Below are 24,371 nucleotides of genomic sequence, written 5' to 3' on the forward strand. Positions count from 1 at the left end.
GTCCTATAAATTCACAATGCGTTTAAGCCAGCCAAAGCTGTATTTTTCTTGGCGTTCGTCGTTGGCGGCAATGTCTACGCAAAACGCTATACGTTTACCGCGAACAGCCTCAACCAACACCAACATCCCCTGTAACTTTCGGTGCGCAACATATTGCTGTAATGCCAATAAGGTTCGGCTACCTAATGCGCCATCAATCACTAAATCGGGGTAAAGTGTTTGCTGATTATTTAAAACGTTTAATAGGGTTTGCAACTGCTTGGTGGCGGTGCCTACACCTGAGTTAACGCCAAAGTCAAACAGCTGCTCGGTTAAGTCTTCACTGATTGCGCTAATGTCATCCAGTTTCAGTGGTGCCCAAAAACGGTCTTGGTAAATTTTAAATGCCAACTCATAAGGTAAATCGCGCATTTCGCCTTTGTAGCCATAGTCACGGGCCACGTTGATGGTGATGCCGTAGTTAGTTTCACCGCCGCGATCAGTTGGGTCGTTTACATACCCGCCTTCACGTTCAATTAGGTTTTCAATTAACCGATTTTTTAACTCGTTCATTGGCATCACTCTTTTAATGTTTGGCATTCAACACATAGCTGCACACCGGGTAAATACTGGCGACGCTTTTCAGGTATTGCGATATCGCATTCAATACACTGGGTTGCGCTTGGCCGACTCGGCGGGGTTTGTGTTCGCTTGGCTAAAAACGCTTTCTCTAGACGTTCTTGCTCAATGCCTGCTCTGTCGGCGTCATCCATTACTTGTCCTTATTGCACAATGTTTTCGATTTCGTCAGGGCGTAAATATGGCACCCCATCGATATGCACAAAATCTGGGTCGGTGACATCAAACGGAATTTTAAATAACGAGGCTTGACCACCTTTTTTGTCGATATCTAAAATGTCGCTTAACTTAATGCGGCATCCAAAGGCTTCAACTTTCATTTCGTCTTTGGCCGTTTTTGCGTAAAACATGATGTCGAACGTTTTCATGCCTCGCCACGAACCAGCTGACTTGGCCGCATTTGATATCAGCTTAAAGTTGCTCGCGTTGATGCTCAGTTCACCACTGGCTGACACGTCACCGTCTACATAACCATCAGGCACACCGCTGGTTTGGCTTACACCGCTGTTGTCGGTAATGTTTAAGGTTGCGGTGTCCACTTGCAGCATGATGTCGCCTAAGTTGACGTTAAAATTCATTCCAGATAAACGCATGTTGGTATCTCCTAGGCGTTAAATACTGCTTAAATCAAGCATGATGTTGACTGTGATTGATTTAGGGCTGTTGTACGGGCGAACAACCATGTAAATCACCACGCTTTTACTGGTTGGCCACACAATTTCAATGTCACCGTCTTTGGGTGGGGTAATATCACCAGGGAACGGCGTACCTAAAATGGTGATGCTTTTGCTCATTTCGCGCAGCGGCTTCATAAAATAAGCTTTGTTTAACTCGATGCTGTTGGGTGTTGAGTTAAGGGCGCGGTTACCAATGCGGCGAATGGCTAAAATACGCACTTCACGGCTGGCTTTATGCACTACACGAATGTTTTCAATGTATTGATAATCACCGCCTGCAGCGTCTAGTGTGGAACCGTCACCCCAATAAACCCCTTCAAAATCTGGGTACCATTGCGGCACGCTAAAGCGCGCATTGGCTAAGGTGTTTAAGGTGGCTAATGATAATGGGCTATCTGCACTGTCTACTGGTGCTGTGCCTAAACCTAATACGCTACCTGTTGCCACGCGCATTGGGCTGTCGGCAATACTCACAGCGTAGTTACATAAGCGACCGGCTAACACGCCCACGTTATTAGCGTGCAATTGCGGCACGGGGATCGCTAAGTGATTTGCAAGCCCCGCAACTAATGCTACTTGGGCGGCTTCATACGCTGCCCATGTTTGGGTGGCTTCATCAATACCTGGCACTGCTACAAGGCCAGACACAAAACGGCCGTGAGATGCTTGCAAGCTAAATAAGTAATCATGCTTGGCGGTGATTTCTGCTGCGGTGTTGCTGACATCACAAAACGCTACCGTTTCAAAACTTTGTACTTCGTTGGCGCGGTCAATCGCTTCAAATACGTCTTCACTATCTGCCAGCGGGTAAACGGCTGCGGTCCAGTTTTGCCCAGCGTTTAATTGCGCAGCAATCACTTGATCACGCAGGTTACTGTCGGCTAATGCGTCTTCAAGATTGGTTTGGGCATTCACGCTAAACAGTTGGCTTTCTTCACCTACTGCACCCGCGCGGCCAATAAATAGAAAATGGCGTTCGATGGCAGCAATGTCACCTTGGCCGAGATTCAAATTGTTAACTTGTACTTTACCTAGTGCCATGGTTAGCCTCTTTTGCTGTTGATATGGTCAATGATTTTTACTAATTCACGTTGTACGTTTGGGGTGGTGTCACCCAAGAACGGACGCGCTTTAACAGGTATTGGCCAGCGGTTTTTAGTTGGCTTGTCGCGTAATACTTTTAAAATTAATCCCGCTTTTCGTTGATTTAAGTTCGCTACAATTTCGCTAATCGTGGCGCGGCGATAGCCTTTGCCTTTGGCTTTTTTGGTTTTATACCCCAATGCAATAAGTGCTTTCGCTTGACTGCGAGTGGCTGGTGCGTCGTAGTCAATGTTGCCGTGAATACGTGCCATACGGCTGGCACTCATTGACTCAACACCGCCGTCTTGTTGAAAGGCAGCAATGCGACCAACTTGTGATGATTTATGCTTAAGCTCTAAACGGTTGGCATTTTTCACATATGGCTCTAATGTTCTGCCCATGCGTTTGAGCATTTTGGCTTTTTTACCATCGGCGCGGCCTGCCATTGGCGTGCCATCTACCGTGGTTTGTTGGCGTATGCGTTTACGGGCTAATGCGCGTTCGTGGCGCCCTAAGGTTTTTAAAATGCGCACACGCTTGTTTGCTGGCAGTGACAACAGCAATAATTGATTTTTAAGGCTTAACGCCTGTTGCTTATTGGGGGTAATAACTAAGCTCATACATCAGCCCCCTTTTGCTGCACGTCTACCGTTTCAGCAATATTCAGTGGCACTAATGACACGCGATAACGCTCACCATTAAATGGCACTGGCCCTGTTTCATCGGGGATCAAGTCAATATCATCTAGCAGCTGCAGTTCTATCAATACGGTAGCGTGGTCTTTGCTCACCACATCTATATCCAGTTGTGGATCATCTAAGCCGTATTCGTCACGCTGCCAATGACTATCAATTAAAAATGCCGCAACCATGGCAAGTAAGTTGTAAGGGTTTACCCGACGGTGCGGAAAACGTTCTAACGCGATCACCGCGTTGTGTTTCCATTTAGCGACCTGATAGCCTTCCGCGCCTTTGTCTTCTCCGCTGAGTATTAAGGTGCCGTTTTCTTGCCATGCGTCTATGTCGTTGGCTTTAACTAACGGTGATAGGTTGCTTAGTAAAAATTCGGCCAATTGCTGTAATTGTGTCTTTGTTTGGGTTGCGGTTTGAGCGCTCATAATGAATGCACTCCAGCCCGACCAAGGCCAAGCAGTAAACGCACTGCGCGGTTTGATTGGGCTAAAATGGCATTTTGTTGTTCGTTATCTTGGGCTTTATTGTTGCCGGCTTCTTTTTGGTCAACTGCAGAAAAATAGCCCAGCAAATCGGCATGAGAACGGGCATACACTGCGCCGCGGTAAATGCTGATTTGCTGCTCACTGAAATCAGGAACCAAGCTAGCGCTTAGGGCAAAAGGGACATCCGTGTCAGTTTCACTATGGGAGGTAATGAAATTCAGTAACTGTTGTTGCACTTCGGCCACGCTGCGGTTAAGCGAGTCTGCCAGTACGGCCTCTTCAAACATTTCAGGTATGCGGCGATGCTGGCGAAATTCGCCAGTTGACAATGCAGGCCAGCCACTATCTGTGTCGATAGCAATGCTGTCTTGTGCTGTTGCCTCAAATCCAAAGCTCATACATCACCTGTGTTAATTGGGTTCAGTTCGGTTAGCGTCACAGTGGTTATTAACAGTCACCTGTTAAACACTCAGCTAGCGAACTGGAGGGCTGGGAGTTATTACGCTGGCTTTTGACCAACTTCTTGCGAACCGTATGTTTCTAACGCACGTATTCGCATATCAATTTTGTTTCTTACGGTTTTCACCTGGGCATGTTTGTGCAAACTGGCTGCTTTTTCCAGCAGTGCATCAGCCTGTTGCAAGCGGCTAATGTCGCCAACCTGTGTTGGTTTAATGTCGCCGTTAGTTGTGCGTAGTAATGCCAGCCCCGCGAACTTGTAAAACTTGGCGGTAACCGGTTCTGGCAATTTCCACTCGTTAACCACACACTTAAACACCATGCTGAAATACGGTTCAATACTGTGGCCGTTTTCGGCTTGCACTTCTGCCCAATCAAATACCGTGTCGGCAATAAAGCCCGACCACTGGCGGCGAATACTTCCCGCCATAGGTTGCCCCAGTTCGATGGCACGAAAAGCCAGCTCAAGCGCTTGGGCAAGGTTGCCCACGTCAAACAACCAAATAGTGCAATAAGCAAAAATAGGGTGATCATCTACTTTGTCCTTTTCGTTGTTAGCGTCTAGCGTTGCTAAATAGTCGGTGGTAATGGGTAGCCACTTGGGCAGTAACACATCACGTTTATGGCTTACTTTGTCGCTACGTCTGGCAAAGCTTTTTAGCCGTTTTAAATCTGTTTCAAGTTCGATCAGTTGTAAGTGCAGGCTGGGCGCATATTTGGCGTTACCTGTTAAGCTTACTTTTTCGAGTTCTTTTTGGGCTTGACGGCTTTCTCGCCATGCGAGGATGCTGGCGCCGCCGATGGCTTTTTTAATTCTGCTGTCGCTTCTTTAATATCGCTTGCGGCATTGGCAATACTGTCAGCGCTGTAGGCTAAATCACTGGCACTGTCGTCAATGTTTGAGGCGCTTTGATCAATTTTTTCGGCGGCATCGGTTACTGAGTCAGCGGCATTATTTACATTGTCAGTTGAGTCGGCTTGTTCTTGTTGAAGGCCTTTTAAGGTTTCAACCAGCTTTACACCTACTTCTGCATTAATTTCTTGCTGCTCGGTAGCTTGATTCTTTGCCGCTTTTTCAGCTTCGCGGCGTTTTTTAAAATTGGCGATTACAGACATATCCCGTCCCCTGCTTTTTTTAAGTAAGTGAATGGCTAGGCACTCATTGAGTGCCTAGCTTTCAGTCTCATTTATGCGACTGGCTTGGCACCAATGATCAAGTTGGCTTCATCAATTGCGGCATAACCTTCGAACTCTTCGATGGCATAACCTTCCATGCGCCAATATTTATCTTCGTGTTGCTTGCGGTCTTGCACGTTTTCAGACTGACGTGAACGGGTGCCTTTTTGGGTATAAAGGTGCAGGTTAGATAGCAAGGTCACCACAATGCGTTTACCTGGGAAAAACGGCGGTGTGTAAGCACGTAGGCCACCAATGTTTTTATCCATTTGCTGGGCCGCTACTTTTTCAGATGGCTTGTCAGCTTGGTTCATCATGTGGGTTTGGGCAGTAGCGGTTAAGTCGCTGCCAACCAATACAACAAGGCGAGGATCATTGCGCAGCGTTGGGTGAATAAGGGTGTTTTTCAGCTCGGTGACAATGGCATCAAGGGTTTTGTAATCGCCTGCGCCGTCTGGGTCAAAGTACACGTTATCAACCACAATTTGGTCAGGCGCTGTTTCTTTGACAATTTGATGCCAGCCTTTGTTAACGTCTTGGCCCATCGGGTTAGCTACTGGGTCTGAGTTTTCAGCAACCGATGTACCGTTAAAGCCCACACGAAGCATGTCTAACGCAAAACGTAAGGTGGCGTTTTGACTCATTAACTGCATAAATTGGTTGGTTGAACCTGCGTTAGCCCAAACCGCTAATGTTGCCCAAGGCACTGACGCACAAGAGTCTGTTTCGGTTAACTCATAGTTGTGCCCGTTCACACCATTAGTGGTATTGAAGCGACCGGCTTTTTTGCGGCCAGTGGCAATACCATAGTTACCCACTTTAACGACCTGACCTTTAATTTGGTCAACGTCCATTGTGGTGATCATCGATAGAAATTCAACCGAATCAAGCAGTGCTGCTTTCAGTTTGGTTTCCATTGGTCCAGTAACGCTAAACTGCTTTGATACGTCTTCTGTGCCGTAATTTTTTGCCATATTGGTGTTGTATGCCAATAAGCAGGATAATGCGATTGTTGTTAAGTTCATGCTGTTATCTCGCTGCTAATAAATGGGTTAAGTGGTTTAGTGGGTCTTAAACCACTTGGAAAGATTCGCCCTGACCTGCTGGGCCTGGCTCTTGGCCATCTACTTCGGCACTTAATTTGTTGAACTTGGTTTCCATGGCGCCTAGCTTTTCAGTTAGGCCAGTTAATAACGTTTCAACTTTGTTGAACTGTTCAGCGCTAACACCTGGCGCTTCTACTGGGGCAATGGTTGTTGCTGCTGGCGCTATAACTTCTGCAGGTGGTGCAGTTTCAGTTGGCTTTTGTCCAAAGGTTTCAAACTTGTTTTCAAGCTCGATTAACTTGGTACCAAATGTTTCAAATTTGCCCATTAAGGCATCGAATTGTTCTTTGTTCATTGGGTCTTCCTCGGTTGGGTCGGTTGCCGTGTCTGGCTTATTAAAGTAATTGCGTAGCATGGCAAACAAACCCTGTTCCGTGGGCGTTGCTTGTTCAGTAATGAAGTCGCTTTGTTGCAACTCTTCTAATTGGCTGTATTCATGGTCGTGGTGGTTTTGACCTACTGAAAACTTAAGGCGGGTTGTACCTGTTGATGCTGGCGAGTCAGTAACGGCAATGCCCTGTAAATAGGCTTTACCTGTGCTTTTATAATCAATGTTTGGTTCGATTGACATAAACAGCTTTTGGCCGTCTTTGTTGGCTTCAAGCAAGTAATCATTGGCGGTTAATTTGACGTACAAACGTAGTTTGCCGTCTTTTTTAGCGGCTTTTACTTCATCTACTGTGCCCCAGTTTTTACCCTCAAACGGTGCCCATGATGAACGGAAGTGTTCCGGCCAGATCATGGCGGTGTATTCATCTACTGAATATTGCGCGGCCATGTCTTCAATCCACTGTTTGGTAATTGTGCGACCGTCGACTGTTGCGCCTTCGGTTGCTGCGATAACCCATCCAGTTTGCTTGCCCATGTGTTTGCCTGCCTAAAGTCGTTAAATGCGTAAATGCTGTTTAGGCCTACAGCTTACGGCTTTGACAAGGGGCAATCACTTGACAAAGTTCGGGGTAATTCCGATTTTTGCCTTATCGGAACTGAGCCGATATTTAGTCCGTTATGAGTGCGGCGATAGTCAATACACTGGCAACATTAATCATTAGCCCCGAGTGATATGGCCTACTCTCCTGAAATTCGTGAAGCTGCAAAACGGCTTTATTTACGCAGACATACCCCAGATGAAATACGGGACGAATTAGCCCTGCCTAATAATCGGGTGGTGTACTACTGGGCTGATAAATATGGCTGGCGTGATTTACTGCGGGAAGAAGAAGTAGACGAGGCCATTGCACGGCGCATTGTGATGTTGTCGGATATTCAGGACAAATCGGGTAACCAAATAAAAGAACTCGACATGCTGATTGAAAAGCATGTGAAGTTGAAAAAGCAGCGGCTAATCAGCGAGGGCCATTCGTTTGGCTCTGGTTCTGGTTCCAAGTCTGGTAATAAAGGTAATAACGCTAAAGGTGGCGAGCGCGCAGATAGTGACGATAAACCGCGTAAGGGCCGTAAGCGCAAAAATGATGTTAGTCACTTAGAAGCTGAAGATTTTGGCACCTGGTACGCATCGCTTTTTGAATATCAAAAAACCATGCATGAAAACTTGCATCAGCGTATTCGAAATATTCTAAAAAGCCGTCAAATTGGTGCTACCTATTACTTTGCGGGTGAAGCCTTTGAGCAAGCGGTGTTAACAGGTGATCCGCAAATATTCTTATCGGCTTCACGCAGCCAAGCGGAAGTGTTCCGCAGTTACATTATTGCTATCGCGCAAGAGTTTTTTGAAATTGAATTAACCGGCAACCCGATTGTGTTGCACACCAAACACGGTGATGCTGAATTGCGTTTTTTGTCGACAAACAGCAAAACCGCGCAAAGTTATCACGGCCATGTGTACGTTGATGAATATTTTTGGATTGGTAAATTTGACGAATTAAACAAACTGGCCTCGGCCATGGCGACCCATAAAAACTGGCGTAAAACCTACTTTTCAACCCCATCGACTAAAGCCCATCCCGCATATTCGTTTTGGACTGGCGACCATTGGCGTCAAGGTAAGCCCGACCGCCAAGAGGTGGAGTTTCCCACCTTTGTTGAAATGCAAGATAACGGCCGATTATGCCCAGATAAACAGTGGCGTTTTGTGGTTACCATTGAAGATGCCCTGCGCGGCGGCTGCGGCCTGTTTGATATTGATGAACTGCGCGATGAATACAACGGCAATGATTTTGCCAACTTGTTTATGTGCGTGTTTGTTGATGATGCAGACAGTGTATTTAAGTTCAGCGACCTTGAAAAATGCATGGTTGATGCTGCGAGGTGGCAGGACCATAAACCCAATACATTGCGGCCATTTGGCAACCGTGAGGTGTGGCTAGGTTACGACCCATCACGCACCCGTGATAATGCGACTTTGGTTGTGGTTGCACCAGGTGAAAAGAAAGGTGAAAAGTTCAGAGTGCTTGAAAAACATTATTGGCGCGGAATGAACTTTGCCCATCACGTTAGCGAAATTCAAAAAGTGTATGCCCGTTATCGAGTCACTTACATTGGCGTGGATACCACCGGCATTGGTGCTGGGGTGTTCGACTCGATTAGTACCTTGTTCCCGCGCGAGGCCACAGCGATTCATTACAGTGTTGGCAGTAAAACTCGCTTGGTGCTGAAAATGATTGATGTGATTGAAGGTGGCCGCATTGAGTGGGATGCATCACACAAAGACATTGCCATGAGCTGTTTAGCAATACGACGAACAACCACTGATACGGGCGGCGCCATTACTTTTAAAGCAAGCCGTGATAATACCACTGGCCATGCTGACGTATTTTTTGCGATTGCCCATGCGGTGATCAATGAACCCCTCAATTATGAACACAAGAGATCATCATCATGGACAATGCAACACTAACCGCCGCGAACGACGATACAGCAAACCAGACTGAGCAACCTAGCAGTAATGCACCTGTGGTGTTTGGTTTGCCTGAACAGGTGATGCCAAATATGTGGTTAACCGATTATGACTCGCTGTTTTACAACCAAATGGATGATTATTGGGAGCCGCCAATTGATAGACATTTACTGGCTAACCTTACCCGCCGTAATGCGCAACACGGTGGCATAGTGCAAAGCCGCGCCAATATGGCCGCATCGCGTTTTGTGTCTGGCGGTATGAGTGCGCAAGAGGTTTGTGCCACGTTTTTAAATTGTGTCCAGTTTGGTGATGTGGCGTTATTAAAAATTCGTAATGGCTTTGGGCAAGTGGTGCGTTTATTCCCATTGCCTAGTTATCGTAGCCGTGTGGGTAAAGATGGTGGCGCGGTAGTGCTTGAGCGTGATCAGCAAGTTAAGCGCTATAAAGCCAAAGACATTATTTGGATGCGACAGTATGACCCTGTGCAACAGGTATACGGTTGCCCTGATTATTTAGGCGGGTTGCAAGCAGCGTTGCTCAATGAAGATGCCACCTTGTTTAGACGCAAATACTATTTAAATGGCGCCCACATGGGTTTTATCATGTATGCGACTGACCCGAACCTAGACCCTGAAGTTGAAAAAAACATTAAAGAAAAAATTCAAGACTCAAAAGGCGTGGGTAACTTCAAAAGCTTATTTGTGAACATTCCCAACGGTAAAGAGAAAGGTTTGCAGATTATCCCCGTGGGTAATTTTGAAAGCAAAGACGAGTTTATGAACGTTAAAAACGTGTCGGCACAAGACGTGTTAAACGCCCATCGTTTTCCACCTGGTCTAGCTGGCATTATTCCGGCCAATACTGCAGGCCTTGGCGACCCTGCTAAATATGATGCGGTTTATTTTAAAAATGAGACTAAGACGTTGATCAACAATTTGGTAGATGCAATAGCGCGTGACCCAGAGGTGGGCGGCAAGTTGAAGTTGGTGTTTGATTTGGGGTAATGCAGGCATAAAAAAGCCCTTAATAAAAGGGCTTTAACAATTGCTTAAACTAGCAAGCTTTAGCTAGACTGTCGTGTTCATATTTAACAGAAACTTCAATTTCTGAATCAGGCTCAGTAGTTTTTGTCATAACTTCTCTGGCTATTGCTTTCATTTCAGCTTCAACGAATCTTTCTAAGACTCGTCTAATCAAGGGTTGATACCCACCTAATTTATTAATTTTTGCAATGTTCTTCAAATCCTGAATCATTGATTTTTGCAAACGAATTGAAATCATTTGCAATGCTAACATTTCATCAACAGACTCAGAGGTAACATCTTCTGCTATAGCTGCGAATTGCTCATCGTTTCCAAGTAATTCAGCTTCCCAGTTTTCTACTGTACCTTCTATTTTTAGAGTCTCTTTACTCATAATATTAGTCCTACTATAATTATTCTAACTTACATATATTTACTGTAAGGCCTTACTAGACCTTACTTGCTTTCCTATAATACATTTCGATAGTATTTAGATTAGCAATTTCATATGCGGTCTTTATTTCTATTTGACCTTCTCTTTGTATAAAGCATATTTTCAGCTTCCTCCCTAAGTCTGTCTCTGATACAAACCAATTGGTAATAGGGTCAGTTAAATGCTCTTCTCTGGTATCTAATAAAAAACAGTGAGTTCTGTTAAAGAAGCATTCAAATATTTCATCTTTTGAGACATTATGTTTAGAGTGCAGTTTGTCCCTTACTGCTTTTGACATTGAAACTTGCAAAGAAATCCTTCCCCTAGCTTTATTGAGCGCGAACTATACATAAATAAATTTATTTTGTATATACAGAATGTATATACAAAATTGCCTTTACGCAATGATTTTTACGTTTAAATATGCAAAAGTTAATGTTTCTTTCATATTACCACTGTTTAAAAAAACAGTGTTATAGCTTAAACTAGCATCACTCTAACGATTGGGAGATCGACATGCGGGTGTTATGTACTAGCTGCAACAGTAAGGCGATTATTGGCAAAACTGACCGGATCAGTTCTGCACATGCTAATCTGTATTGTTCATGCTCTGACCCAGAGTGTGGCCACACGTTTGTTGTTAACGTCTCGTTTAGCCACACTCTAAGCCCTAGCGCAAAAACATCGAGCCAGTTAGTTAAACAGTTGGTTGGGGCAATGTCGCCGGATCGTCGTTTGCAGCTGCAGCGCGAATTGAATCTTCTGTAAACTCTTGGCGTGCATTTTTGACTACAGCGGCCAAAATTGCGTTGCAAATGTCTTTCCCCAGCTCGTTTGTTTGTTGAACGTGTAAATCACATAACAACTCAACTTGCTCAATTAACGCTAATTCCATCTAAATTACCTCTTAAGTTATGCGCTCCATTTGATGACGCCATAACTATTATTTACACAATTAAAAACGCGCAACTCATCATCGTGTATCTGTAAATCGATTGACTATCAGATTGACTGATGAAATCAAAATAGCGAACTTTAAAATGGCTGTCAATTTAATTCAACGCGTAAGTAATTGTTTTTATTTAATTTTATTTGATACATTTAAAAAAGTAATGTTCTTTTTTGTTTGCTAACCGGCGTGCTAACACAGCTAAAATAGTGAGTACGGTTGTGGTTGTCAACAAACAAAATACAGCTAACTTATTGTTTTTATTGCGATTCGCAATGCTTTTTCGATACAAAAATATTTATTCTAGTAATAACAATTGATTAGACAGAATAGAAAAACACTAAAATTATTTTTGCACACCAGTTAACTGGTGTTTATTTGTGCGTTTATGATTTTCACTATATTGCATGGCTAAGTCTGCCGCTTTGTTTAACCTGGCTAATGCATTGCTAAAGTGCTGTTGGGTTACCCCAAAACGGGCATAAGCTCTTTTAGCTGGCAGGCCATCCACTAAATAGGCTCGTAATGCATCTTGTTTGGCTTGGCTATTGATGCGCGTCATCTTAAGTAAAATGCCGAATTGCTCCACGCTTTCACAACCTTGAACGAGTGTTTTCATTTTCGCTGACCTTTTCTTGAAGCCATGATGTTATTTAACGTCACTCGGCACTTTTCGCGCTGTTCTGCTGGCAGGCGTTCTAGCCACTGGCGAACGGCTTGCTTGTTTAATGTGTCTAGTTGTTTTTTGCAAAGCTGATAACGTTCAAGGCATTCAACGGTAAATTGCTGCGCTTCGGCTATGGCCTGTAAATCAGCTGGATTGTTTCGGTTAAAAATCGGCATCGTCGTCACCCTCGGTTTCATCAAATGCGGAACTCACATCAACAGGTTTGTAAACGTAAGGTGCGGCGTACTTTTCTTGGCGCTGCAGTTCAACCACATGCTGCAGCTGCCCAAGCGCCAGTTTTGCATTGTCTGGTGACATATCTTGCAGCCATTGATCAACATCTAATTGACCATCAACCACCCGCCACGCTTGGGCGTTTAACACTAGCTTGTTGGCATTGATGCTGGCGCGGGTAAATGCGTCAAACTGAGAATTAAGCGCACTATCTTCCCAATCACTATGTGCTTGGGAGTTAGGCGGCTTGCGCGTAACCAAAAGCATGTTATTGCGCAGCGAAATATATTGATCACGACCATTTACAACTGAATTGATAATGGATCCCGCACGTAGGCGTTTAAGGTCTTCGTTGTCTAACCCTAACTTTTTGCCCTCGGTTATTAAAATCCGATCACTATTTGGGGTTTTAATCGAGTCCGTACAGTTATTGTCAGAACTCCAAGGTGCGCGGCTGTCGCCGCTTTTAGAAGCAAGATCACAAGCCAAATCAAAAGCCCGTTCATCGGGTGTCGGCATGTGCTTATCAGCCTGCGGTTTGCGGATTTCCCAGCCTTCTAATCGGGTGTTAATAGTGGTGTGATTTAGTTGCGACATCACCCCCATGATTTTGGTGACCTCTTCACCGTAAGTATTAGGTGTGTCTTGAATGGCTTTAGCCAAGTGCACTGGCCTGTCAACTCGTTTACAAAAGGTGCCGCCCATTGCCTCAACATAACGTTGCCAATTACTGCAATCTGCTGCTGCTCTGGCTTGTTCAACTACGTCATCAAAATCAATCGCTTCACGTAAGCGGCGCAGTTCACGCCAAACGGTAACTGATGGACCGCCAATTTGCTGAAACTGGCGAATATTCCAAGTGCTAGACCAAGCCGCAACATTTTGCGCGCCCTCTTTGCCGTTGGTTTCGGCTTCGTGATCATCGTCGATCATGTGACCATCGATGTTTTTAGCGATGTATTTTGCAATGTAGCCGGTTGCGCTACCTTTGGCCGGATCAATGGTTTTAAAATCAAAACGTGGCTTGTAGCCTTGGTGGCGTGGGCTCTTTTTCCCTTTAGCTGGGGCTAAATCATGTTTGTGATGCTCAAGTGCATAACTGCGCATAATTGAACGGGCATAACGTAGCTGTTCCGGTTGAAAAAACAGTAGTAAATGCCAATGCGGTGTGCCGTCGTGGTGTGGTTCAACTACCCGAAAACCAAACACTTCTATTTCTTCGCGGGCAAATTTAGCGCGACATTTTGCCCACTGATTGCAAAGGTAGGCTTGGGTTTGTTTTGGGGTGGCACCGTCATATTTCTTATTAGAATAAGATGGGCCTTTAATGCTTTTTTTGTAGCTGTGGTACTTACTTGGGGCTGTCCAAGTGTAAAACTCGCCAACGTAACCTTGCTCAATGGCTAGGTCTTCAAAGCCGCGCATACGCACCATTAATTCAGCGCGGCGTACTTCAGGGTTGGCAACCGATGCATCTACCGCATCGGCTAATGATAATTCTAGGCCGTGTTCGTCATTGACCACTTGCATTTCATTTAGCCATAAACGGGCGGCATGTTTACGTTGTTGCCACTGCTTAAAAGCATGATTACTGACATAAGGTGATGTGCCACTGCGCACTTTGCCAATGATAATGGCGGTGTGTTCTTCATAATGTGCATAGGCCTTGTTGAGTTTACGCAGCCACCAATTTTCATCGGTTAGCCTGGCGATGGCGCCAGCAATTTGGTTGTATATGGTGGGGTCCCTATCAAGAACGCCCTTATCTTTTAAAAATTCATAAGCTATTAAGTCCGGCAGTAACGGGCAAAAGTCCCACTGATTGGCAGGTTCTATGACGGCCGTTAGTAGCTCTTTGGCATCCACTTGTTTGTTGCCAAATTCGGTCATGTTGTTTAGCACGGTTGTGCAACGGTCTGCCCATTCGGTGGCAATGCCCTGGCGGCGGTCTTCGGTGTTTAAGTGAAAGATAGGAATAGGAAATTGATTAACCATTTCGGTTAATGTGGCCACGCGTTTACGCAGCCAAATGTTTGCGCTACGGCCAGAATTAAGCGCGCGGCGTTTATAGCAGTATTGGCCGAATAAGGTCACGGCAACATGCTCTGGCAAATCAGCAACCAGTTTAGCCGACCATTTCAAGTCTTCTTTGGCATGAAAGGTGGTAAAAAAAGCTGACGCGTCAACGCCAGCTTTGCGGGTAAGGTCTTCTAGATTCATTACAAACCGTCAACTTTCACATGAGATTTAAGCTTTTGTGTATAGCGACGAATGCCTTTCCCAAGATTAGTAAGGCCATTACCCATGGCTTGCCAATACAAACACTCGAGAGCGCCAACATGTTTGGCTAATGCAAAATCATTAGCGCGTTGTTGAGCCGCTAGTGTGCACGTTAAATTTATTTGTAGTGTGGATTTAACAATCTCTTTAGTGCCGCGAAAGTGGGCAAGTAAATGTTTAAATGCGGCGTTTTTCATGCTTTACCCCGCAGATTAACTTCGTTCAAACATGCGGTAGATAGGCCGTTCCAATTTAAATAATCTAAATTCAGGCTGTTGTAGCGAGTAAGATCATTAATAGAAAATGCGTTCATCGCGTCTTCTTTAGCCGCGATTGATTGGCTGGTTGCAAAGTTCATTAACGCTTTTACACTCGCCGCTGACATTTCTTGCAACGCTAAACTATTGTTGAACTCTTCTCGCGTTATCCACACAAGGTTTTTGCTAGGATGTGAGAACCACTTTGCCTCTGCTTCTTCAAATATTTTTTGAATGCACTGTTGCAACGCTTGATTCATTTCTTTGGCGTTAGTAGGTTCACCAATCTGTTCAAGTCCTGAAAAAAAATCACTTAACTCTGATTGAACTAACAGTTGAATTTTTTTTATCGCTGAATGCTGAATACTCATATCGCCCCCAAGTCAGCCAATGAAACGCCCATTTCTTTGGCTAAGAAAAAATCTTCAATACTGCGACGAACCCGTAACTTTTGCGGGTCAACATTTTTGGGTTGTTCAATTCGCTCTGGTGCGCATGCGCGTTTTGCGCTAATCGTGCTATTAAAATCTTTGTTAACCGCGACAACTTTTTTTACTTTTTTCGCAGGTGAAACAGTTGATGAAGCCGCGCTTTTGGCACGCTTTTGCGCACAGATTTTTTCTTTATTGGCTTGATAATAAGCACGGGCTTTGATTTGTTTTTCGGTTAATTGGCTCATGCTGCCATCTCCTCTGCCCGTGTAATTGAGTTCATTGCATGTAAAGAGCAGGTCAACTCAAAACAAAGCTGGTGCAATGTGTGGTCAACTAACACATACAACGCCACTTTCTCTAAACCTTGCGCCATGCCTAAATATCTAAGCGCCATCAGTGGCATACCTTGCGAACGTGCCTCGGTATAACGGGCATACACATTGGCCATTAACTTTCGCATAGCGACATGCTGTGGATTTGTTAGGTCAAATTGAACAGTTGAATTAGCCATGATCACACCTCGACTTGATTAACTTTGATGTTGTTGCGAACAGCAACAAGGCGAATGTGCAGTGTTTTTGCTAATGCGGGTGCGGTAGGTTCAGCAATCGCTTTTAGTGACTCAAGCACTGATTCAACCGCAGTGCGGTCAGCGGGTTGCGATAAACTTAATGTGCGAATTACGCGGTTGGCTTCTGCTGCAATGACTTGCGCAAAAGGATTCGAAACTGGTAAGCTTGCTTTCATCATATCGATACCTATTAATTTTGATTTGATACCAGCCATAACTGTTGCAGCAGTTGTGGCTTTTTTGTGTCTAGTGTTCAGCGTCATAATTAAACTCACTAATGAGTGAATGGGCTTGTTGAGTCACGCGTGCAAATTCATCATCAACCGGTTGCGCTTGATGTTCTGTTGCGGTTTTTTGTGAATTAGCTTTTGAATGAGTGATGGCGGTTTGGCGTGGTGAAATAAACTGATCACGGCTTAATGGCATATTTCCAAAGGCGCGGCCTAAATCGATTAATGCAATAATGGATTGGCGAACCGCTTCACGTTCATTAGTTGATAAACTTAGCAGTGGCTTACTGATGTATTCGCTGGGTTTTAATCTTGCAGCAAATAATACTAATGCACGTTGTTGGTTAGTTAACTTATCAAACTGGCTTGCGGCACTGCTTTTACCCAACATCATTCGCATTGCTGCAATGGCGTTTTGACCTGCATCACCGTGATGTTCGTTGGCTGCATCCAGCGTCATATTTGCGCGGGTTGGTACTTGATGTTTAATGGCTAAAGACATAATCAATTCCCTTACATTGTGCCCGGCATGGGCATGGTTTGTACTGCATCAAACGCCACCGATAACACTGGTATTGCCTGAAATTTTTGTTCAACGTCATGCATAAAAATGGCTAACTCGGTCATCACATAACTGGCACGTTTTATGGTTTCGTTGCGCATGCGTTCAGTCACTCGGCGTTGTGCTTTTGCATCTAATGCCAGTGCGCCAAGTTGCGCCGCGTTCGCATTAATATCGAGTGCTCTATCTGTTAATGTCATTTTGTCTGCAGCTGCAAAATCGTCGGTACAAACAGACGGCATACAATTCAAATCAAGTAACACGCCGTCAATAATGCAGCGGTTGCCGCTCGCTTTTGTTATTGCGACTAACTCATGCACCGTTAGTTGGTGCGGCTGGTCTGGTAAAAGCTTATTGCGTAAAACCTGACGGCTTTTTAACCCTGCCAAGTCGGCGACATCTTTCATCACTTCATCATTAGCAAACTGGCGCATTGCGCCGACGACATGTGGCTGTGATGCAAACTGTGTCTTACTCAATTGCGTATACATGGCCGAAAAATCCTTTTCATTTACTATTCAAATGACAATTTGATTCAGCAATATCATTCAAATGACGACTTTCATGTTATCGACTGATAAAAGCTTGTGAGTCGGCCTCTTTGATTAACGCCAACATATTGATAAAAGGCTTTTCTTGTGGCTTGTTTTTGGGGCGAATTGGCAGGCGACCTTCACGCGCTAAATGGCGTACTGTCGCTAGGGGAATACCGCTTAGGCGGGCGTACTCTTCAAATGAAACATAAGGTGCTGCAATTTGAACTGCAAAAGTATTCATGTGGTGGTATCCTTTTAATTAATTGTGTTTTGCTATCAGTTGCTGTGAGAGGTTGGCTGATAGTAAAAAATCATATTTCGAAAAAGAGTATTGATCAAACAAAGATGAATATCAACAATGAAATTAAAATATCTTCAAATAAATTATCAACACCTTTAAGTGCTGATGGTGGGAAAGTGTTTGTTAATCGTCTTGTTCATCTTTTTGGATTGACAAGCAAAGTAGCTCTTTCTGAATTTATTGGTGTGTCTACTGGCTCTTTGGCCACCTGGCAAACAAGAGGTACGGTCCCTTTTGAGTTAGCAATAAGAATTCATTTGGCGACAGGTGTTTCGATTGAGTATTTATTATTTGATGAGCTGAAAGGCGACTTAAATGTGATGCAGTATTTGCCAGACCCAACTCTTCAGGCTAACTATGCCAACATCAAAAATAATCTTGCTAATTTCCACTACTCGCTAACTAAGCCTGCGCACTATGACGGTGGGTCAATATTGATTGAACGTTTAGTGTCTTTGTTTAAATTAAGCAGCAAGAAAGAATTAGGTGAATTACTTGATGTAAGTGTTGGTACTTTGGGAACCTGGCAAGCAAGAATGATCACACCGCATGAATTGCTTTGTCGTATTCATTTGGCCACAGGCGTATCAATACACTATTTGTGTTTTGGTAAAGAGTGGGATCTGCGGAAAAAAGAAAGGGAAAGTAAAAATGCCTGGATGCATGGCGAACACCACTTTGACAAGCCTAAATATGAAAACAAACTAAAAGTTGAGTCGAGCTCATCTCATGATTGGCTTAATGAAAACAAGATTGATTCTGAAACAATCAATATATATTCAATTGATAATGGCCCAATGGTTGTTATAAGTGATTTTGCTATCAACGATAATTTTCTTACTGCTTGCGGCATTGATGATGATTGCTTTGCTATAAATAAAGATAAAGACCATTACTTTATTGACCCTAAAATCGTCACAGTTTCTAAAGGGTGCTTTTTATATTGTGTGAATGATATTTATCAATTGGGTGAGTTTCGTCAACTTCCAGATGGAAAACTGTATTTAAACGATAACGAAGCGCTTTATCCTGTCGATACCAGCATCACAAAAATCGTTGGCAAAGTGGTTTCTGTTTTAAAAAAAACCTAAAGATTTCCTAACAACAATCATTAAATTTTTAAGTGGCATACAAGGATGTAGACATGACTGTAGAAACTGCTGTTGTTATTTGGCAAGGAAACACGAAAGATATTGAATTTAGCTATACCGACTTTAAAGATAACAAATCACGTAGAGTTGTTAGCGTTAATAAAGTGCTATTTGATGCTGGTAGTGAAAAATTTTACATTAACGGTATATGCAAAGAGCGCGCTGCAGAAAGAGACTTTAAAGAAAGTAATATTTCTACCATGATTAAAGTGGGTTCGAAAAGGTATGATTTTCAAGAGTGGATGTTGACTCTAGATGTTGATATTTGCGAATGGCTTGATAGCGATAATGATAAAACCGTCAAACAGCCAACAGACTCAAACACTGAAAAGTCCAGTTTGACATCTAGACTTGAAGATCATAACCGTAAGCAACAAATTAAACTTGATGAACTAAAAGCCGAAAGAGCAAATAGTCCCAATCAAAACACCTCGAATAAATTCGTGAAAGCGCTTTTATGGGTAGGTATATTTTTTGCGCCTTATATTTTTGCTTGGTTTACCTTAAAACAAGGTAACTCAAAAAAATCTAAATTTATAGCATTTGGTTGGTTAACTGTTTTTGCTATAGCCTATTTCAACGCGCCAGTAAAAAATAATTAAATCAAAAGATAACTTACAAGGATGTAGATATGACAACCAACTTAGACAAGCACGGCCAACCTTATAACCGCACAAACTTCAAGGGCAATAAACAAAAAGCCCTCTGTTCACTTAAAGGTGTGCTTACTGGCATTGCCTGTGATGAACAACTAAAACCAGATGAACTTTATTTTCTTAATGCTTGGCTAAAAGACCATGAGTTTTTACAGGATGATCCTGATACCGTTGATTTGATTGATACGTTAGAAGATGTACTTGAAGATGGCGTAATGACCGATGAAGAACATGAAGATATTTTCTGTTTGGTTGAGGATGTAATTGCTTATAAAGAATTAGATGATTCCTGCTGTAAAGATCACCTCAATGTGTTGTTAGGTATTCTAAAAGGCATTACCGCTGACGGCGATATTAACCACAATGAAATTCTGTTTTTATCTCAGTGGCTAGCCTCTAATGAAGATCTTGCCGACATTTGGCCAGTGCCGACCATTACAGCAAAACTTATCGAAATATTAGCAGATGGCATTATCACCATTGAAGAGCGTCAAGCCCTCTATCAATTAGTCAATCAAGTCACTGGTAATGATTTCATCGACACGGGTGATGCATCTGATAACCCTACTCAACAGTTTGACACGCCAAGCATCATCAGCCATGAAGGGGTTGGATTTTGTTTTACTGGCAAGTTTAGAACTGGCTCGCGTAGTGAAATTGAATCTCAAGCCAAAAATTTAGGCGCATCGCTCACAAAGAAACTGCCTACGTTAGCCACGAAATATCTCGTGGTTGGCTCACTATCAAGCCGTGATTGGGCATATTCAAGCCATGGCCGTAAGATTGAACACGCAAAGTCGATGCAACAAAAAGACCATGAGATTTATATTATCAGTGAAGAACAGTGGTTAGCTGCTATTTAAAATGACACATCAAGGATGATGATATGGAACAAAACACATTAAAACCGCAATTATTTCATGTAACCATAGTGCTGTTGATTTTTCTGGTTTTCACAATCGATGCTATCGATATGCAAACAATGGCAGTCAACCTCAGCATTGGACCTGGCATAGTCGCGGTAATCCTAGCCTACCTAACCCGTTATGCCCTAAAAACCCGCGTATCTCCAACATATTGGAATGCATTAAAAATCCTAGGCTGCTCTGTACTTGTTATATCGGTGATTTGAGATGACTAAATACTTTGTTGAATTGAAAGAAGTGAAATTGAAATGAGTGCTGATTTAACCCCTGCTGTAGTTGGTGCAATAGCTGTAATAACAGCTGCTTTTATTGGTTTGATAGTGGCAGTAACATCCGCTGTTATCGCCAAAGAGCAGAAGATTTCTGAGTTTAGACAAGCTTGGATTGATGCATTGAGAAATGATATAGCAGAGCTAACTGCTCTAGCATTTTCAGCTGCAACTGAAAGAAGTAAAATTTTCACGCTAGAAGAAAGTAAAATTGAATTACCCAAGTTAAAAAATGAAACGTATACAAAAATTATAGAATTAGTAGGGCTTGTAACTAAAACATCTACACTAATAAGGCTAAGATTAAATACTAAGTCTGAGCACCAAGAGTTTATATCAGAAATAAATACGCTACTTCATTTGCTTAAAAGTATTGATTTCTCGGGTCAACAGGATTTTCAACAAATTGATAAAATTCAAAAAGTAGCTCATCACATATTAAAAAATGAATGGGAAGTGGTCAAAAAAGGCGAAAAGCATTTTGTTCGATTTAGGGACTTCGGTGAATTGTGTTTATTCGCATTTATCACTGCTTTTTTTGTTTTACTTGCAGCAGTAAAGTTTCCTGAATACTTCCCTAGTATGTTTAATTAACGTCTAAGAATGGATTAGTAAATGGACTACATTATTGAAAAAATCTATGACCCATCATTTTGGTTTCAAGGCCTATTTTTTCCTATCATTCTGTATCTACTTTCAAAGCTGTTTCAGGTTACTCCTACAGTTGTAAGATGGTTAGGAAGCAAAGTTATCAATGGTTTCTTAAAGAACCAACTAAAAAAACTTAGCAGGAGATTTATTAGGAGGGAGCTAATAAAAATCAAACAGCTTCGCCGTAATCCTTATGCAATCCAATATCAAATTGCAAAAGAACGCAGTTATTTTTTAATTTTCATAACAACTAGTCTTCTGTACCTAGTCTTAGCATTTACAACCCAAATAGCTAACCTCTTAGCGGTTAACACATTCGCGTTCATAATAACCACCGCGCCACTTTACTGTATTGAATTTAAGTGGTTAATCGAAAACTCATTAGTTAAGAAACTAATCATTTCGGCAAACAAAATACGGCCAAAACATGTCAATTAGGAACACCAAAGACGGTAGTGATAAACCTTGGCGTATTGATATGCGTCTTGGTGGTCGTGACGCTAAGCGTATCAGAAAAGTATTTGCAACAAAGGGCGAAGCAATCGCTTATGAGTCATTTGTATTAAAACAAGTGGACGATAAACCGTGGCTGGGTGAGAAAGAAGATAACCGCAAACTTTCTGAATTAATTAAGCATTGGTATGACTTGCATGGTCAACAACTTGCCCAGCCTCAATCACGATTGCGTAAACTCGAATTAACGTGTTTTGGTTTAGGCGACCCAATTGCACGCAAACTCACCATTAACGATTTTGCGCATTACCGCCAATCAAGGCTTGATGGTGAGATAGAAGATTTCCAAGGAAAAAAAACCAAGGTTAAGCCCAATACGATTAATCACGAACACGCCTATTTAAATGCCGTTTTTACAGAATTAAAGCGGCTGGGTGAATGGACTTTACCAAATCCGTTGGATGGTTTGCCGCAATTCAAAATTGAAGATACCGAATTAGCGTTTTTATACCCTGAAGAAATTCCGGTTGTATTAGATGAATGCCGCAATGCTGAATACGAACACCTGGTAACGATTGTTATGGTATGTTTGGCCACCGGCTGCAGATGGTCAGAAGCTGAAGGTTTACGCGGCAACCAAATTGCACATAATCGAATAACGTTTGTTAAAACCAAAGGCAAGAAAAACAGAACTGTGCCAATTGCTCAAGGTTTGGCTGACTTATTACCCCGCGTTCGTGGCCCATTATTCAGGCCATGCCGCAGATCATTCGAGCGCGCAATAAAACGAACCGGCTTAACGTTCCCTGAAGGACAAATGACCCACATTTTACGCCATACTTTTGCCAGCCATTTTATGATGAACGGTGGTAATATTTTGGTATTAAGGCAAATCTTAGGTCATGCAGATATTAAAGACACAATGCGTTATGCTCACTTTGCGCCAGATCACTTAGATGATGCGATAACCAAAAATCCAATAGCTAGCATCCTATAAAGTGTCCACATAGTGTCCACACAGCACGCAGGTAATCACCAGAACCAACCACCCACCGCAGCCTAAGCTATTGTTTTTAATGTAAGTCGTTGTTTTTGCAACCCACTATAATGAATGTAGGCTTTCTGGACGCGGGTTCAAGTCCCGCCGCCTCCACCAATTTATAGAAGGGCTTAGCAGCAATGCTAAGCCCTTTTTGTTTGCGTAATGGCGGTAAAATGGCGACAACTTAGTAAAATTTTGTGGTTAAATGGTTTTTAAATCAAAAATTTTATCCGAACATAATACTTTTATGGGACTTTTTTCCTAACGCAGGCTTAGTGTCATCACATTCGTGACACGCTATACACCTATAAATGGGTGATGCTAGCAATGACATTCAGGATTCATCATTCGGCAATATGCACCAGACGACTTCTAAACATATACCTTTGAAACATTAAAAATGTGTTCAGATGTGGCGGCGGGACTTGAACTGAGGTCAATAAAAATGCCCATCGAAATAAGTTTCTACGGGCATTTAATCGTTTGAACTAGCCAGATAAATTCTCACTGACCTGCGTTGAATCGCGTCTAATTTTGTTTTTTAACAAACTTCGATTTCAGCATCATTTGGCCGTTGCCATCAACTTTACAATCTATGTCGTGGTCGCCAGCAACAAAACGATTAATCACCGCTTTAGTACCCACTTTTAAAACCAAAGAAGATCCTTTTACTTTCAGATCTTTAATTAAAGTCACTTTGTCACCTTCGGCAAGTAAATTACCAACGGCATCATTTAAGATGATGGCATCTGGATCAACCACAACTTCATTTGGGTTCCATTCATTTGCACATTCTGGGCAGATTAACAGGGTACCATCTGAATAGGCATATGGTGACTCACATTTTGGGCAAGGTGGAATAGTTTCGCTCATCACAAATTCTCTCTAATTAACAAACTGTAACAGCCAGAACCTAAAATGCGATGAATACTCGATATCGAGATTGATGCGTGTAAGTGTGATTCTGACAAAAAAATGATAATAGTATTATAATAAAATTATCATACTTGAGCTAGAGGACATTACTAGCATTAGGGGAAAAACCAGCTTAACTTTTCACTTTTGGGTTATTGGTTGGCTTTTGTCCACCATAAGTCACATCATGTTGTTCAAGGTAACCACGGATTAACTGACGAACAACCTGCGACGGGGTTAAATCTTGAGATGCGCAAAGTTGCTCAAAAGCTTGTTTTTTACTTGGGTCTAATAACACGGTAAAACGTGCGGTTTTGTTTTCCATTATGGCCTGCACCTTAAAAACATTATCATTTGATTATAATACTTGATCTCACCTTATCTCGACACACATTTATCAAAGCAGGATTAGCTATTTACAGCCAAAATACAATATTCAACTATTTAACAGTAACTTAACTGAACATTGTGATCTTGATAAAATTTAATCCTTATTTCATTCTCATTAATTGGCTATTCAGTCTATTAGCACCTTGACCCTATGTGATTTGCATCGCATATTATCTATAACAACTCGCTAACACATGAATGCCAAAAATGTGATGGCGAGTGTAGTGTTGAATACCATCACCATAAGGCCATTATGTTTTTATCTGTTAAATCACCACATCATTTT

General features: G+C 42.7%; 35 protein-coding genes. 9 read left to right on the forward strand and 26 right to left on the reverse strand.

Features of this window, described 5'->3' with window-relative positions; translation table 11 throughout:
• Window positions 1-3: 3 nt before the first annotated feature.
• The 11 genes from ORI98_RS06095 to ORI98_RS06145 all read right to left on the reverse strand — a co-directional run bounded on the left by ORI98_RS06095 (window position 4) and on the right by ORI98_RS06145 (window position 7,161).
• Window positions 4-552, reverse strand: a complete 549-nt coding sequence (locus ORI98_RS06095) for a glycoside hydrolase family 108 protein (RefSeq protein WP_306134634.1) — start codon at window positions 550-552, stop codon at window positions 4-6.
• Window positions 553-557: 5 nt separating this feature from the next.
• Window positions 558-752 (reverse strand): TraR/DksA family transcriptional regulator, encoded by a 195-nt coding sequence (locus ORI98_RS06100; RefSeq protein ID WP_306134635.1) that lies wholly within the window; start codon window positions 750-752, stop codon window positions 558-560.
• Window positions 753-761: 9 nt separating this feature from the next.
• On the reverse strand, window positions 762-1,211 hold the full coding sequence (locus tag ORI98_RS06105; RefSeq protein WP_306134636.1) for a phage protein: 450 nt from the start codon (window positions 1,209-1,211) through the stop codon (window positions 762-764).
• Window positions 1,212-1,229: 18 nt separating this feature from the next.
• A complete protein-coding gene (locus ORI98_RS06110) occupies window positions 1,230-2,336 on the reverse strand; it encodes a DUF2586 domain-containing protein (RefSeq protein ID WP_306134637.1) in 1,107 nt (368 codons plus the stop codon).
• A gap of 2 nt (window positions 2,337-2,338) precedes the next feature.
• Window positions 2,339-2,998 (reverse strand): hypothetical protein, encoded by a 660-nt coding sequence (locus tag ORI98_RS06115; protein WP_306134638.1) that lies wholly within the window; start codon window positions 2,996-2,998, stop codon window positions 2,339-2,341.
• A complete protein-coding gene (locus ORI98_RS06120; RefSeq protein WP_306134639.1) occupies window positions 2,995-3,495 on the reverse strand; it encodes a phage tail protein in 501 nt (166 codons plus the stop codon). The genes ORI98_RS06115 and ORI98_RS06120 overlap by 4 nt, the downstream gene beginning before the upstream one ends.
• The gene (locus tag ORI98_RS06125; protein ID WP_306134640.1) at window positions 3,492-3,953 is read right to left on the reverse strand and encodes a head completion/stabilization protein; all 462 of its coding nucleotides are present in this window, start codon (window positions 3,951-3,953) and stop codon (window positions 3,492-3,494) included. Before ORI98_RS06125 ends, ORI98_RS06120 begins: the two co-directional genes overlap by 4 nt.
• Before the next feature lie 101 nt (window positions 3,954-4,054).
• Window positions 4,055-4,828 (reverse strand): phage terminase small subunit, encoded by a 774-nt coding sequence (gpM, locus tag ORI98_RS06130; protein ID WP_371931125.1) that lies wholly within the window; start codon window positions 4,826-4,828, stop codon window positions 4,055-4,057.
• Complete coding sequence (locus tag ORI98_RS06135; RefSeq protein ID WP_306134641.1) at window positions 4,750-5,130, reverse strand: hypothetical protein; 381 nt, start codon at window positions 5,128-5,130, stop codon at window positions 4,750-4,752. The genes gpM and ORI98_RS06135 overlap by 79 nt, the downstream gene beginning before the upstream one ends.
• Before the next feature lie 71 nt (window positions 5,131-5,201).
• On the reverse strand, window positions 5,202-6,215 hold the full coding sequence (locus ORI98_RS06140) for a phage major capsid protein, P2 family (RefSeq protein WP_306134642.1): 1,014 nt from the start codon (window positions 6,213-6,215) through the stop codon (window positions 5,202-5,204).
• A gap of 46 nt (window positions 6,216-6,261) precedes the next feature.
• The gene (locus ORI98_RS06145) at window positions 6,262-7,161 is read right to left on the reverse strand and encodes a GPO family capsid scaffolding protein (RefSeq protein WP_306134643.1); all 900 of its coding nucleotides are present in this window, start codon (window positions 7,159-7,161) and stop codon (window positions 6,262-6,264) included.
• Between the two features lie 198 nt (window positions 7,162-7,359).
• Between ORI98_RS06145 and ORI98_RS06150 the strand changes: the two genes are divergently transcribed.
• Window positions 7,360-9,153 (forward strand): terminase large subunit domain-containing protein, encoded by a 1,794-nt coding sequence (locus ORI98_RS06150; protein WP_306134644.1) that lies wholly within the window; start codon window positions 7,360-7,362, stop codon window positions 9,151-9,153.
• Complete coding sequence (locus ORI98_RS06155; RefSeq protein ID WP_306134645.1) at window positions 9,135-10,160, forward strand: phage portal protein; 1,026 nt, start codon at window positions 9,135-9,137, stop codon at window positions 10,158-10,160. Before ORI98_RS06150 ends, ORI98_RS06155 begins: the two co-directional genes overlap by 19 nt.
• 49 nt (window positions 10,161-10,209) lie before the next feature.
• On the opposite strand, the gene ORI98_RS06160 is transcribed toward ORI98_RS06155, so the two are convergent.
• Entirely contained in the window at window positions 10,210-10,572 is a 363-nt protein-coding gene (locus tag ORI98_RS06160; protein ID WP_306134646.1) for a hypothetical protein, read from the reverse strand.
• Between the two features lie 555 nt (window positions 10,573-11,127).
• On the opposite strand from ORI98_RS06160, the gene ORI98_RS06165 reads away from it, so the two are divergent.
• Window positions 11,128-11,379, forward strand: coding sequence for an ogr/Delta-like zinc finger family protein (locus tag ORI98_RS06165; protein WP_306134647.1), 252 nt, complete (start codon window positions 11,128-11,130; stop codon window positions 11,377-11,379).
• On the opposite strand, the gene ORI98_RS06170 is transcribed toward ORI98_RS06165, so the two are convergent.
• The 12 genes from ORI98_RS06170 to ORI98_RS06225 form a co-directional block, all read right to left on the reverse strand.
• On the reverse strand, window positions 11,309-11,506 hold the full coding sequence (locus ORI98_RS06170) for a hypothetical protein (RefSeq protein WP_306134689.1): 198 nt from the start codon (window positions 11,504-11,506) through the stop codon (window positions 11,309-11,311). The two genes, ORI98_RS06165 and ORI98_RS06170, sit on opposite strands and share 71 nt — an antisense overlap.
• 400 nt (window positions 11,507-11,906) lie before the next feature.
• On the reverse strand, window positions 11,907-12,179 hold the full coding sequence (locus ORI98_RS06175; protein WP_306134648.1) for a PapB/FocB family fimbrial expression transcriptional regulator: 273 nt from the start codon (window positions 12,177-12,179) through the stop codon (window positions 11,907-11,909).
• On the reverse strand, window positions 12,176-12,403 hold the full coding sequence (locus ORI98_RS06180; RefSeq protein WP_306134649.1) for a hypothetical protein: 228 nt from the start codon (window positions 12,401-12,403) through the stop codon (window positions 12,176-12,178). Before ORI98_RS06180 ends, ORI98_RS06175 begins: the two co-directional genes overlap by 4 nt.
• A complete protein-coding gene (locus ORI98_RS06185; protein WP_306134650.1) occupies window positions 12,390-14,681 on the reverse strand; it encodes a replication endonuclease in 2,292 nt (763 codons plus the stop codon). The genes ORI98_RS06180 and ORI98_RS06185 overlap by 14 nt, the downstream gene beginning before the upstream one ends.
• A complete protein-coding gene (locus ORI98_RS06190) occupies window positions 14,681-14,938 on the reverse strand; it encodes a hypothetical protein (RefSeq protein ID WP_306134651.1) in 258 nt (85 codons plus the stop codon). Before ORI98_RS06190 ends, ORI98_RS06185 begins: the two co-directional genes overlap by 1 nt.
• Window positions 14,935-15,369: a hypothetical protein gene (locus ORI98_RS06195; protein ID WP_306134652.1), complete on the reverse strand. Its 435-nt coding sequence runs from the start codon at window positions 15,367-15,369 to the stop codon at window positions 14,935-14,937. Before ORI98_RS06195 ends, ORI98_RS06190 begins: the two co-directional genes overlap by 4 nt.
• Window positions 15,366-15,677, reverse strand: coding sequence for a hypothetical protein (locus tag ORI98_RS06200; protein ID WP_306134653.1), 312 nt, complete (start codon window positions 15,675-15,677; stop codon window positions 15,366-15,368). The genes ORI98_RS06195 and ORI98_RS06200 overlap by 4 nt, the downstream gene beginning before the upstream one ends.
• Complete coding sequence (locus ORI98_RS06205; RefSeq protein WP_306134654.1) at window positions 15,674-15,943, reverse strand: hypothetical protein; 270 nt, start codon at window positions 15,941-15,943, stop codon at window positions 15,674-15,676. The genes ORI98_RS06200 and ORI98_RS06205 overlap by 4 nt, the downstream gene beginning before the upstream one ends.
• A gap of 2 nt (window positions 15,944-15,945) precedes the next feature.
• Window positions 15,946-16,266: a hypothetical protein gene (locus ORI98_RS06210; protein WP_306134655.1), complete on the reverse strand. Its 321-nt coding sequence runs from the start codon at window positions 16,264-16,266 to the stop codon at window positions 15,946-15,948.
• Window positions 16,250-16,735: a hypothetical protein gene (locus tag ORI98_RS06215; protein WP_306134656.1), complete on the reverse strand. Its 486-nt coding sequence runs from the start codon at window positions 16,733-16,735 to the stop codon at window positions 16,250-16,252. The genes ORI98_RS06210 and ORI98_RS06215 overlap by 17 nt, the downstream gene beginning before the upstream one ends.
• An 11-nt stretch (window positions 16,736-16,746) precedes the next feature.
• On the reverse strand, window positions 16,747-17,286 hold the full coding sequence (locus ORI98_RS06220) for a phage regulatory CII family protein (protein WP_306134657.1): 540 nt from the start codon (window positions 17,284-17,286) through the stop codon (window positions 16,747-16,749).
• A 76-nt stretch (window positions 17,287-17,362) separates the two neighbouring features.
• Window positions 17,363-17,572 (reverse strand): DNA-binding protein, encoded by a 210-nt coding sequence (locus ORI98_RS06225; protein WP_306134658.1) that lies wholly within the window; start codon window positions 17,570-17,572, stop codon window positions 17,363-17,365.
• Here ORI98_RS06225 and ORI98_RS06230 point away from each other — a divergent pair.
• The 6 genes from ORI98_RS06230 to ORI98_RS06255 all read left to right on the forward strand — a co-directional run bounded on the left by ORI98_RS06230 (window position 17,542) and on the right by ORI98_RS06255 (window position 22,735).
• Window positions 17,542-18,723, forward strand: coding sequence for a helix-turn-helix domain-containing protein (locus ORI98_RS06230; protein ID WP_306134659.1), 1,182 nt, complete (start codon window positions 17,542-17,544; stop codon window positions 18,721-18,723). The genes ORI98_RS06225 and ORI98_RS06230 overlap by 31 nt on opposite strands.
• A 53-nt stretch (window positions 18,724-18,776) precedes the next feature.
• Complete coding sequence (locus ORI98_RS06235; RefSeq protein ID WP_306134660.1) at window positions 18,777-19,385, forward strand: hypothetical protein; 609 nt, start codon at window positions 18,777-18,779, stop codon at window positions 19,383-19,385.
• A gap of 29 nt (window positions 19,386-19,414) precedes the next feature.
• Window positions 19,415-20,302, forward strand: a complete 888-nt coding sequence (locus ORI98_RS06240) for a BRCT domain-containing protein (protein ID WP_306134661.1) — start codon at window positions 19,415-19,417, stop codon at window positions 20,300-20,302.
• A 23-nt stretch (window positions 20,303-20,325) separates the two neighbouring features.
• Window positions 20,326-20,571 (forward strand): hypothetical protein, encoded by a 246-nt coding sequence (locus ORI98_RS06245; RefSeq protein ID WP_306134662.1) that lies wholly within the window; start codon window positions 20,326-20,328, stop codon window positions 20,569-20,571.
• 42 nt (window positions 20,572-20,613) lie between these two features.
• Complete coding sequence (locus ORI98_RS06250; RefSeq protein WP_306134663.1) at window positions 20,614-21,228, forward strand: hypothetical protein; 615 nt, start codon at window positions 20,614-20,616, stop codon at window positions 21,226-21,228.
• 484 nt (window positions 21,229-21,712) lie between these two features.
• Window positions 21,713-22,735 carry a tyrosine-type recombinase/integrase gene (locus ORI98_RS06255; protein WP_306134664.1) on the forward strand — a complete coding sequence of 341 codons (1,023 nt, stop codon included), beginning with the start codon at window positions 21,713-21,715 and terminating at the stop codon, window positions 22,733-22,735.
• Window positions 22,736-23,308: 573 nt separating this feature from the next.
• Here the strand turns inward: ORI98_RS06255 and ORI98_RS06260 are convergent.
• Both ORI98_RS06260 and ORI98_RS06265 read right to left on the reverse strand, forming a co-directional pair.
• A complete protein-coding gene (locus tag ORI98_RS06260) occupies window positions 23,309-23,653 on the reverse strand; it encodes a zinc ribbon domain-containing protein YjdM (protein ID WP_306134665.1) in 345 nt (114 codons plus the stop codon).
• Between the two features lie 175 nt (window positions 23,654-23,828).
• A complete protein-coding gene (locus tag ORI98_RS06265; protein WP_306134666.1) occupies window positions 23,829-24,020 on the reverse strand; it encodes a CopG family transcriptional regulator in 192 nt (63 codons plus the stop codon).
• Window positions 24,021-24,371: the final 351 nt, after the last annotated feature.

Source organism: Shewanella sp. ULN5, from assembly GCF_030731885.1.
Lineage (GTDB): Bacteria > Pseudomonadota > Gammaproteobacteria > Enterobacterales > Shewanellaceae > Shewanella > Shewanella holmiensis.

Bases quoted from the DNA above. Each gene is read 5' to 3' on its own strand.
- ORI98_RS06180 (WP_306134649.1), bottom strand. From the start codon at position 12,403: ATGCCGATTTTTAACCGAAACAATCCAGCTGATTTACAGGCCATAGCC.
- ORI98_RS06125 (WP_306134640.1), bottom strand. From the start codon at position 3,953: ATGAGCTTTGGATTTGAGGCAACAGCACAAGACAGCATTGCTATCGAC.
- ORI98_RS06190 (WP_306134651.1), bottom strand. From the start codon at position 14,938: ATGAAAAACGCCGCATTTAAACATTTACTTGCCCACTTTCGCGGCACT.
- ORI98_RS06210 (WP_306134655.1), bottom strand. From the start codon at position 16,266: ATGACGCTGAACACTAGACACAAAAAAGCCACAACTGCTGCAACAGTT.
- ORI98_RS06135 (WP_306134641.1), bottom strand. From the start codon at position 5,130: ATGTCTGTAATCGCCAATTTTAAAAAACGCCGCGAAGCTGAAAAAGCG.
- ORI98_RS06160 (WP_306134646.1), bottom strand. From the start codon at position 10,572: ATGAGTAAAGAGACTCTAAAAATAGAAGGTACAGTAGAAAACTGGGAA.
- ORI98_RS06225 (WP_306134658.1), bottom strand. From the start codon at position 17,572: ATGAATACTTTTGCAGTTCAAATTGCAGCACCTTATGTTTCATTTGAA.
- ORI98_RS06175 (WP_306134648.1), bottom strand. From the start codon at position 12,179: ATGAAAACACTCGTTCAAGGTTGTGAAAGCGTGGAGCAATTCGGCATT.
- ORI98_RS06240 (WP_306134661.1), top strand. From the start codon at position 19,415: ATGACAACCAACTTAGACAAGCACGGCCAACCTTATAACCGCACAAAC.
- ORI98_RS06235 (WP_306134660.1), top strand. From the start codon at position 18,777: ATGACTGTAGAAACTGCTGTTGTTATTTGGCAAGGAAACACGAAAGAT.
- ORI98_RS06145 (WP_306134643.1), bottom strand. From the start codon at position 7,161: ATGGGCAAGCAAACTGGATGGGTTATCGCAGCAACCGAAGGCGCAACA.
- ORI98_RS06220 (WP_306134657.1), bottom strand. From the start codon at position 17,286: ATGTATACGCAATTGAGTAAGACACAGTTTGCATCACAGCCACATGTC.
- ORI98_RS06155 (WP_306134645.1), top strand. From the start codon at position 9,135: ATGGACAATGCAACACTAACCGCCGCGAACGACGATACAGCAAACCAG.
- ORI98_RS06250 (WP_306134663.1), top strand. From the start codon at position 20,614: ATGAGTGCTGATTTAACCCCTGCTGTAGTTGGTGCAATAGCTGTAATA.
- ORI98_RS06120 (WP_306134639.1), bottom strand. From the start codon at position 3,495: ATGAGCGCTCAAACCGCAACCCAAACAAAGACACAATTACAGCAATTG.
- ORI98_RS06200 (WP_306134653.1), bottom strand. From the start codon at position 15,677: ATGAGCCAATTAACCGAAAAACAAATCAAAGCCCGTGCTTATTATCAA.
- ORI98_RS06150 (WP_306134644.1), top strand. From the start codon at position 7,360: ATGGCCTACTCTCCTGAAATTCGTGAAGCTGCAAAACGGCTTTATTTA.
- ORI98_RS06140 (WP_306134642.1), bottom strand. From the start codon at position 6,215: ATGAACTTAACAACAATCGCATTATCCTGCTTATTGGCATACAACACC.
- ORI98_RS06215 (WP_306134656.1), bottom strand. From the start codon at position 16,735: ATGTCTTTAGCCATTAAACATCAAGTACCAACCCGCGCAAATATGACG.
- ORI98_RS06170 (WP_306134689.1), bottom strand. From the start codon at position 11,506: ATGGAATTAGCGTTAATTGAGCAAGTTGAGTTGTTATGTGATTTACAC.
- ORI98_RS06255 (WP_306134664.1), top strand. From the start codon at position 21,713: ATGTCAATTAGGAACACCAAAGACGGTAGTGATAAACCTTGGCGTATT.
- ORI98_RS06260 (WP_306134665.1), bottom strand. From the start codon at position 23,653: ATGAGCGAAACTATTCCACCTTGCCCAAAATGTGAGTCACCATATGCC.
- ORI98_RS06115 (WP_306134638.1), bottom strand. From the start codon at position 2,998: ATGAGCTTAGTTATTACCCCCAATAAGCAACAGGCGTTAAGCCTTAAA.
- ORI98_RS06100 (WP_306134635.1), bottom strand. From the start codon at position 752: ATGGATGACGCCGACAGAGCAGGCATTGAGCAAGAACGTCTAGAGAAA.
- ORI98_RS06185 (WP_306134650.1), bottom strand. From the start codon at position 14,681: ATGAATCTAGAAGACCTTACCCGCAAAGCTGGCGTTGACGCGTCAGCT.
- ORI98_RS06165 (WP_306134647.1), top strand. From the start codon at position 11,128: ATGCGGGTGTTATGTACTAGCTGCAACAGTAAGGCGATTATTGGCAAA.
- ORI98_RS06105 (WP_306134636.1), bottom strand. From the start codon at position 1,211: ATGCGTTTATCTGGAATGAATTTTAACGTCAACTTAGGCGACATCATG.
- ORI98_RS06205 (WP_306134654.1), bottom strand. From the start codon at position 15,943: ATGGCTAATTCAACTGTTCAATTTGACCTAACAAATCCACAGCATGTC.
- ORI98_RS06245 (WP_306134662.1), top strand. From the start codon at position 20,326: ATGGAACAAAACACATTAAAACCGCAATTATTTCATGTAACCATAGTG.
- ORI98_RS06095 (WP_306134634.1), bottom strand. From the start codon at position 552: ATGAACGAGTTAAAAAATCGGTTAATTGAAAACCTAATTGAACGTGAA.
- ORI98_RS06195 (WP_306134652.1), bottom strand. From the start codon at position 15,369: ATGAGTATTCAGCATTCAGCGATAAAAAAAATTCAACTGTTAGTTCAA.
- ORI98_RS06265 (WP_306134666.1), bottom strand. From the start codon at position 24,020: ATGGAAAACAAAACCGCACGTTTTACCGTGTTATTAGACCCAAGTAAA.
- ORI98_RS06110 (WP_306134637.1), bottom strand. From the start codon at position 2,336: ATGGCACTAGGTAAAGTACAAGTTAACAATTTGAATCTCGGCCAAGGT.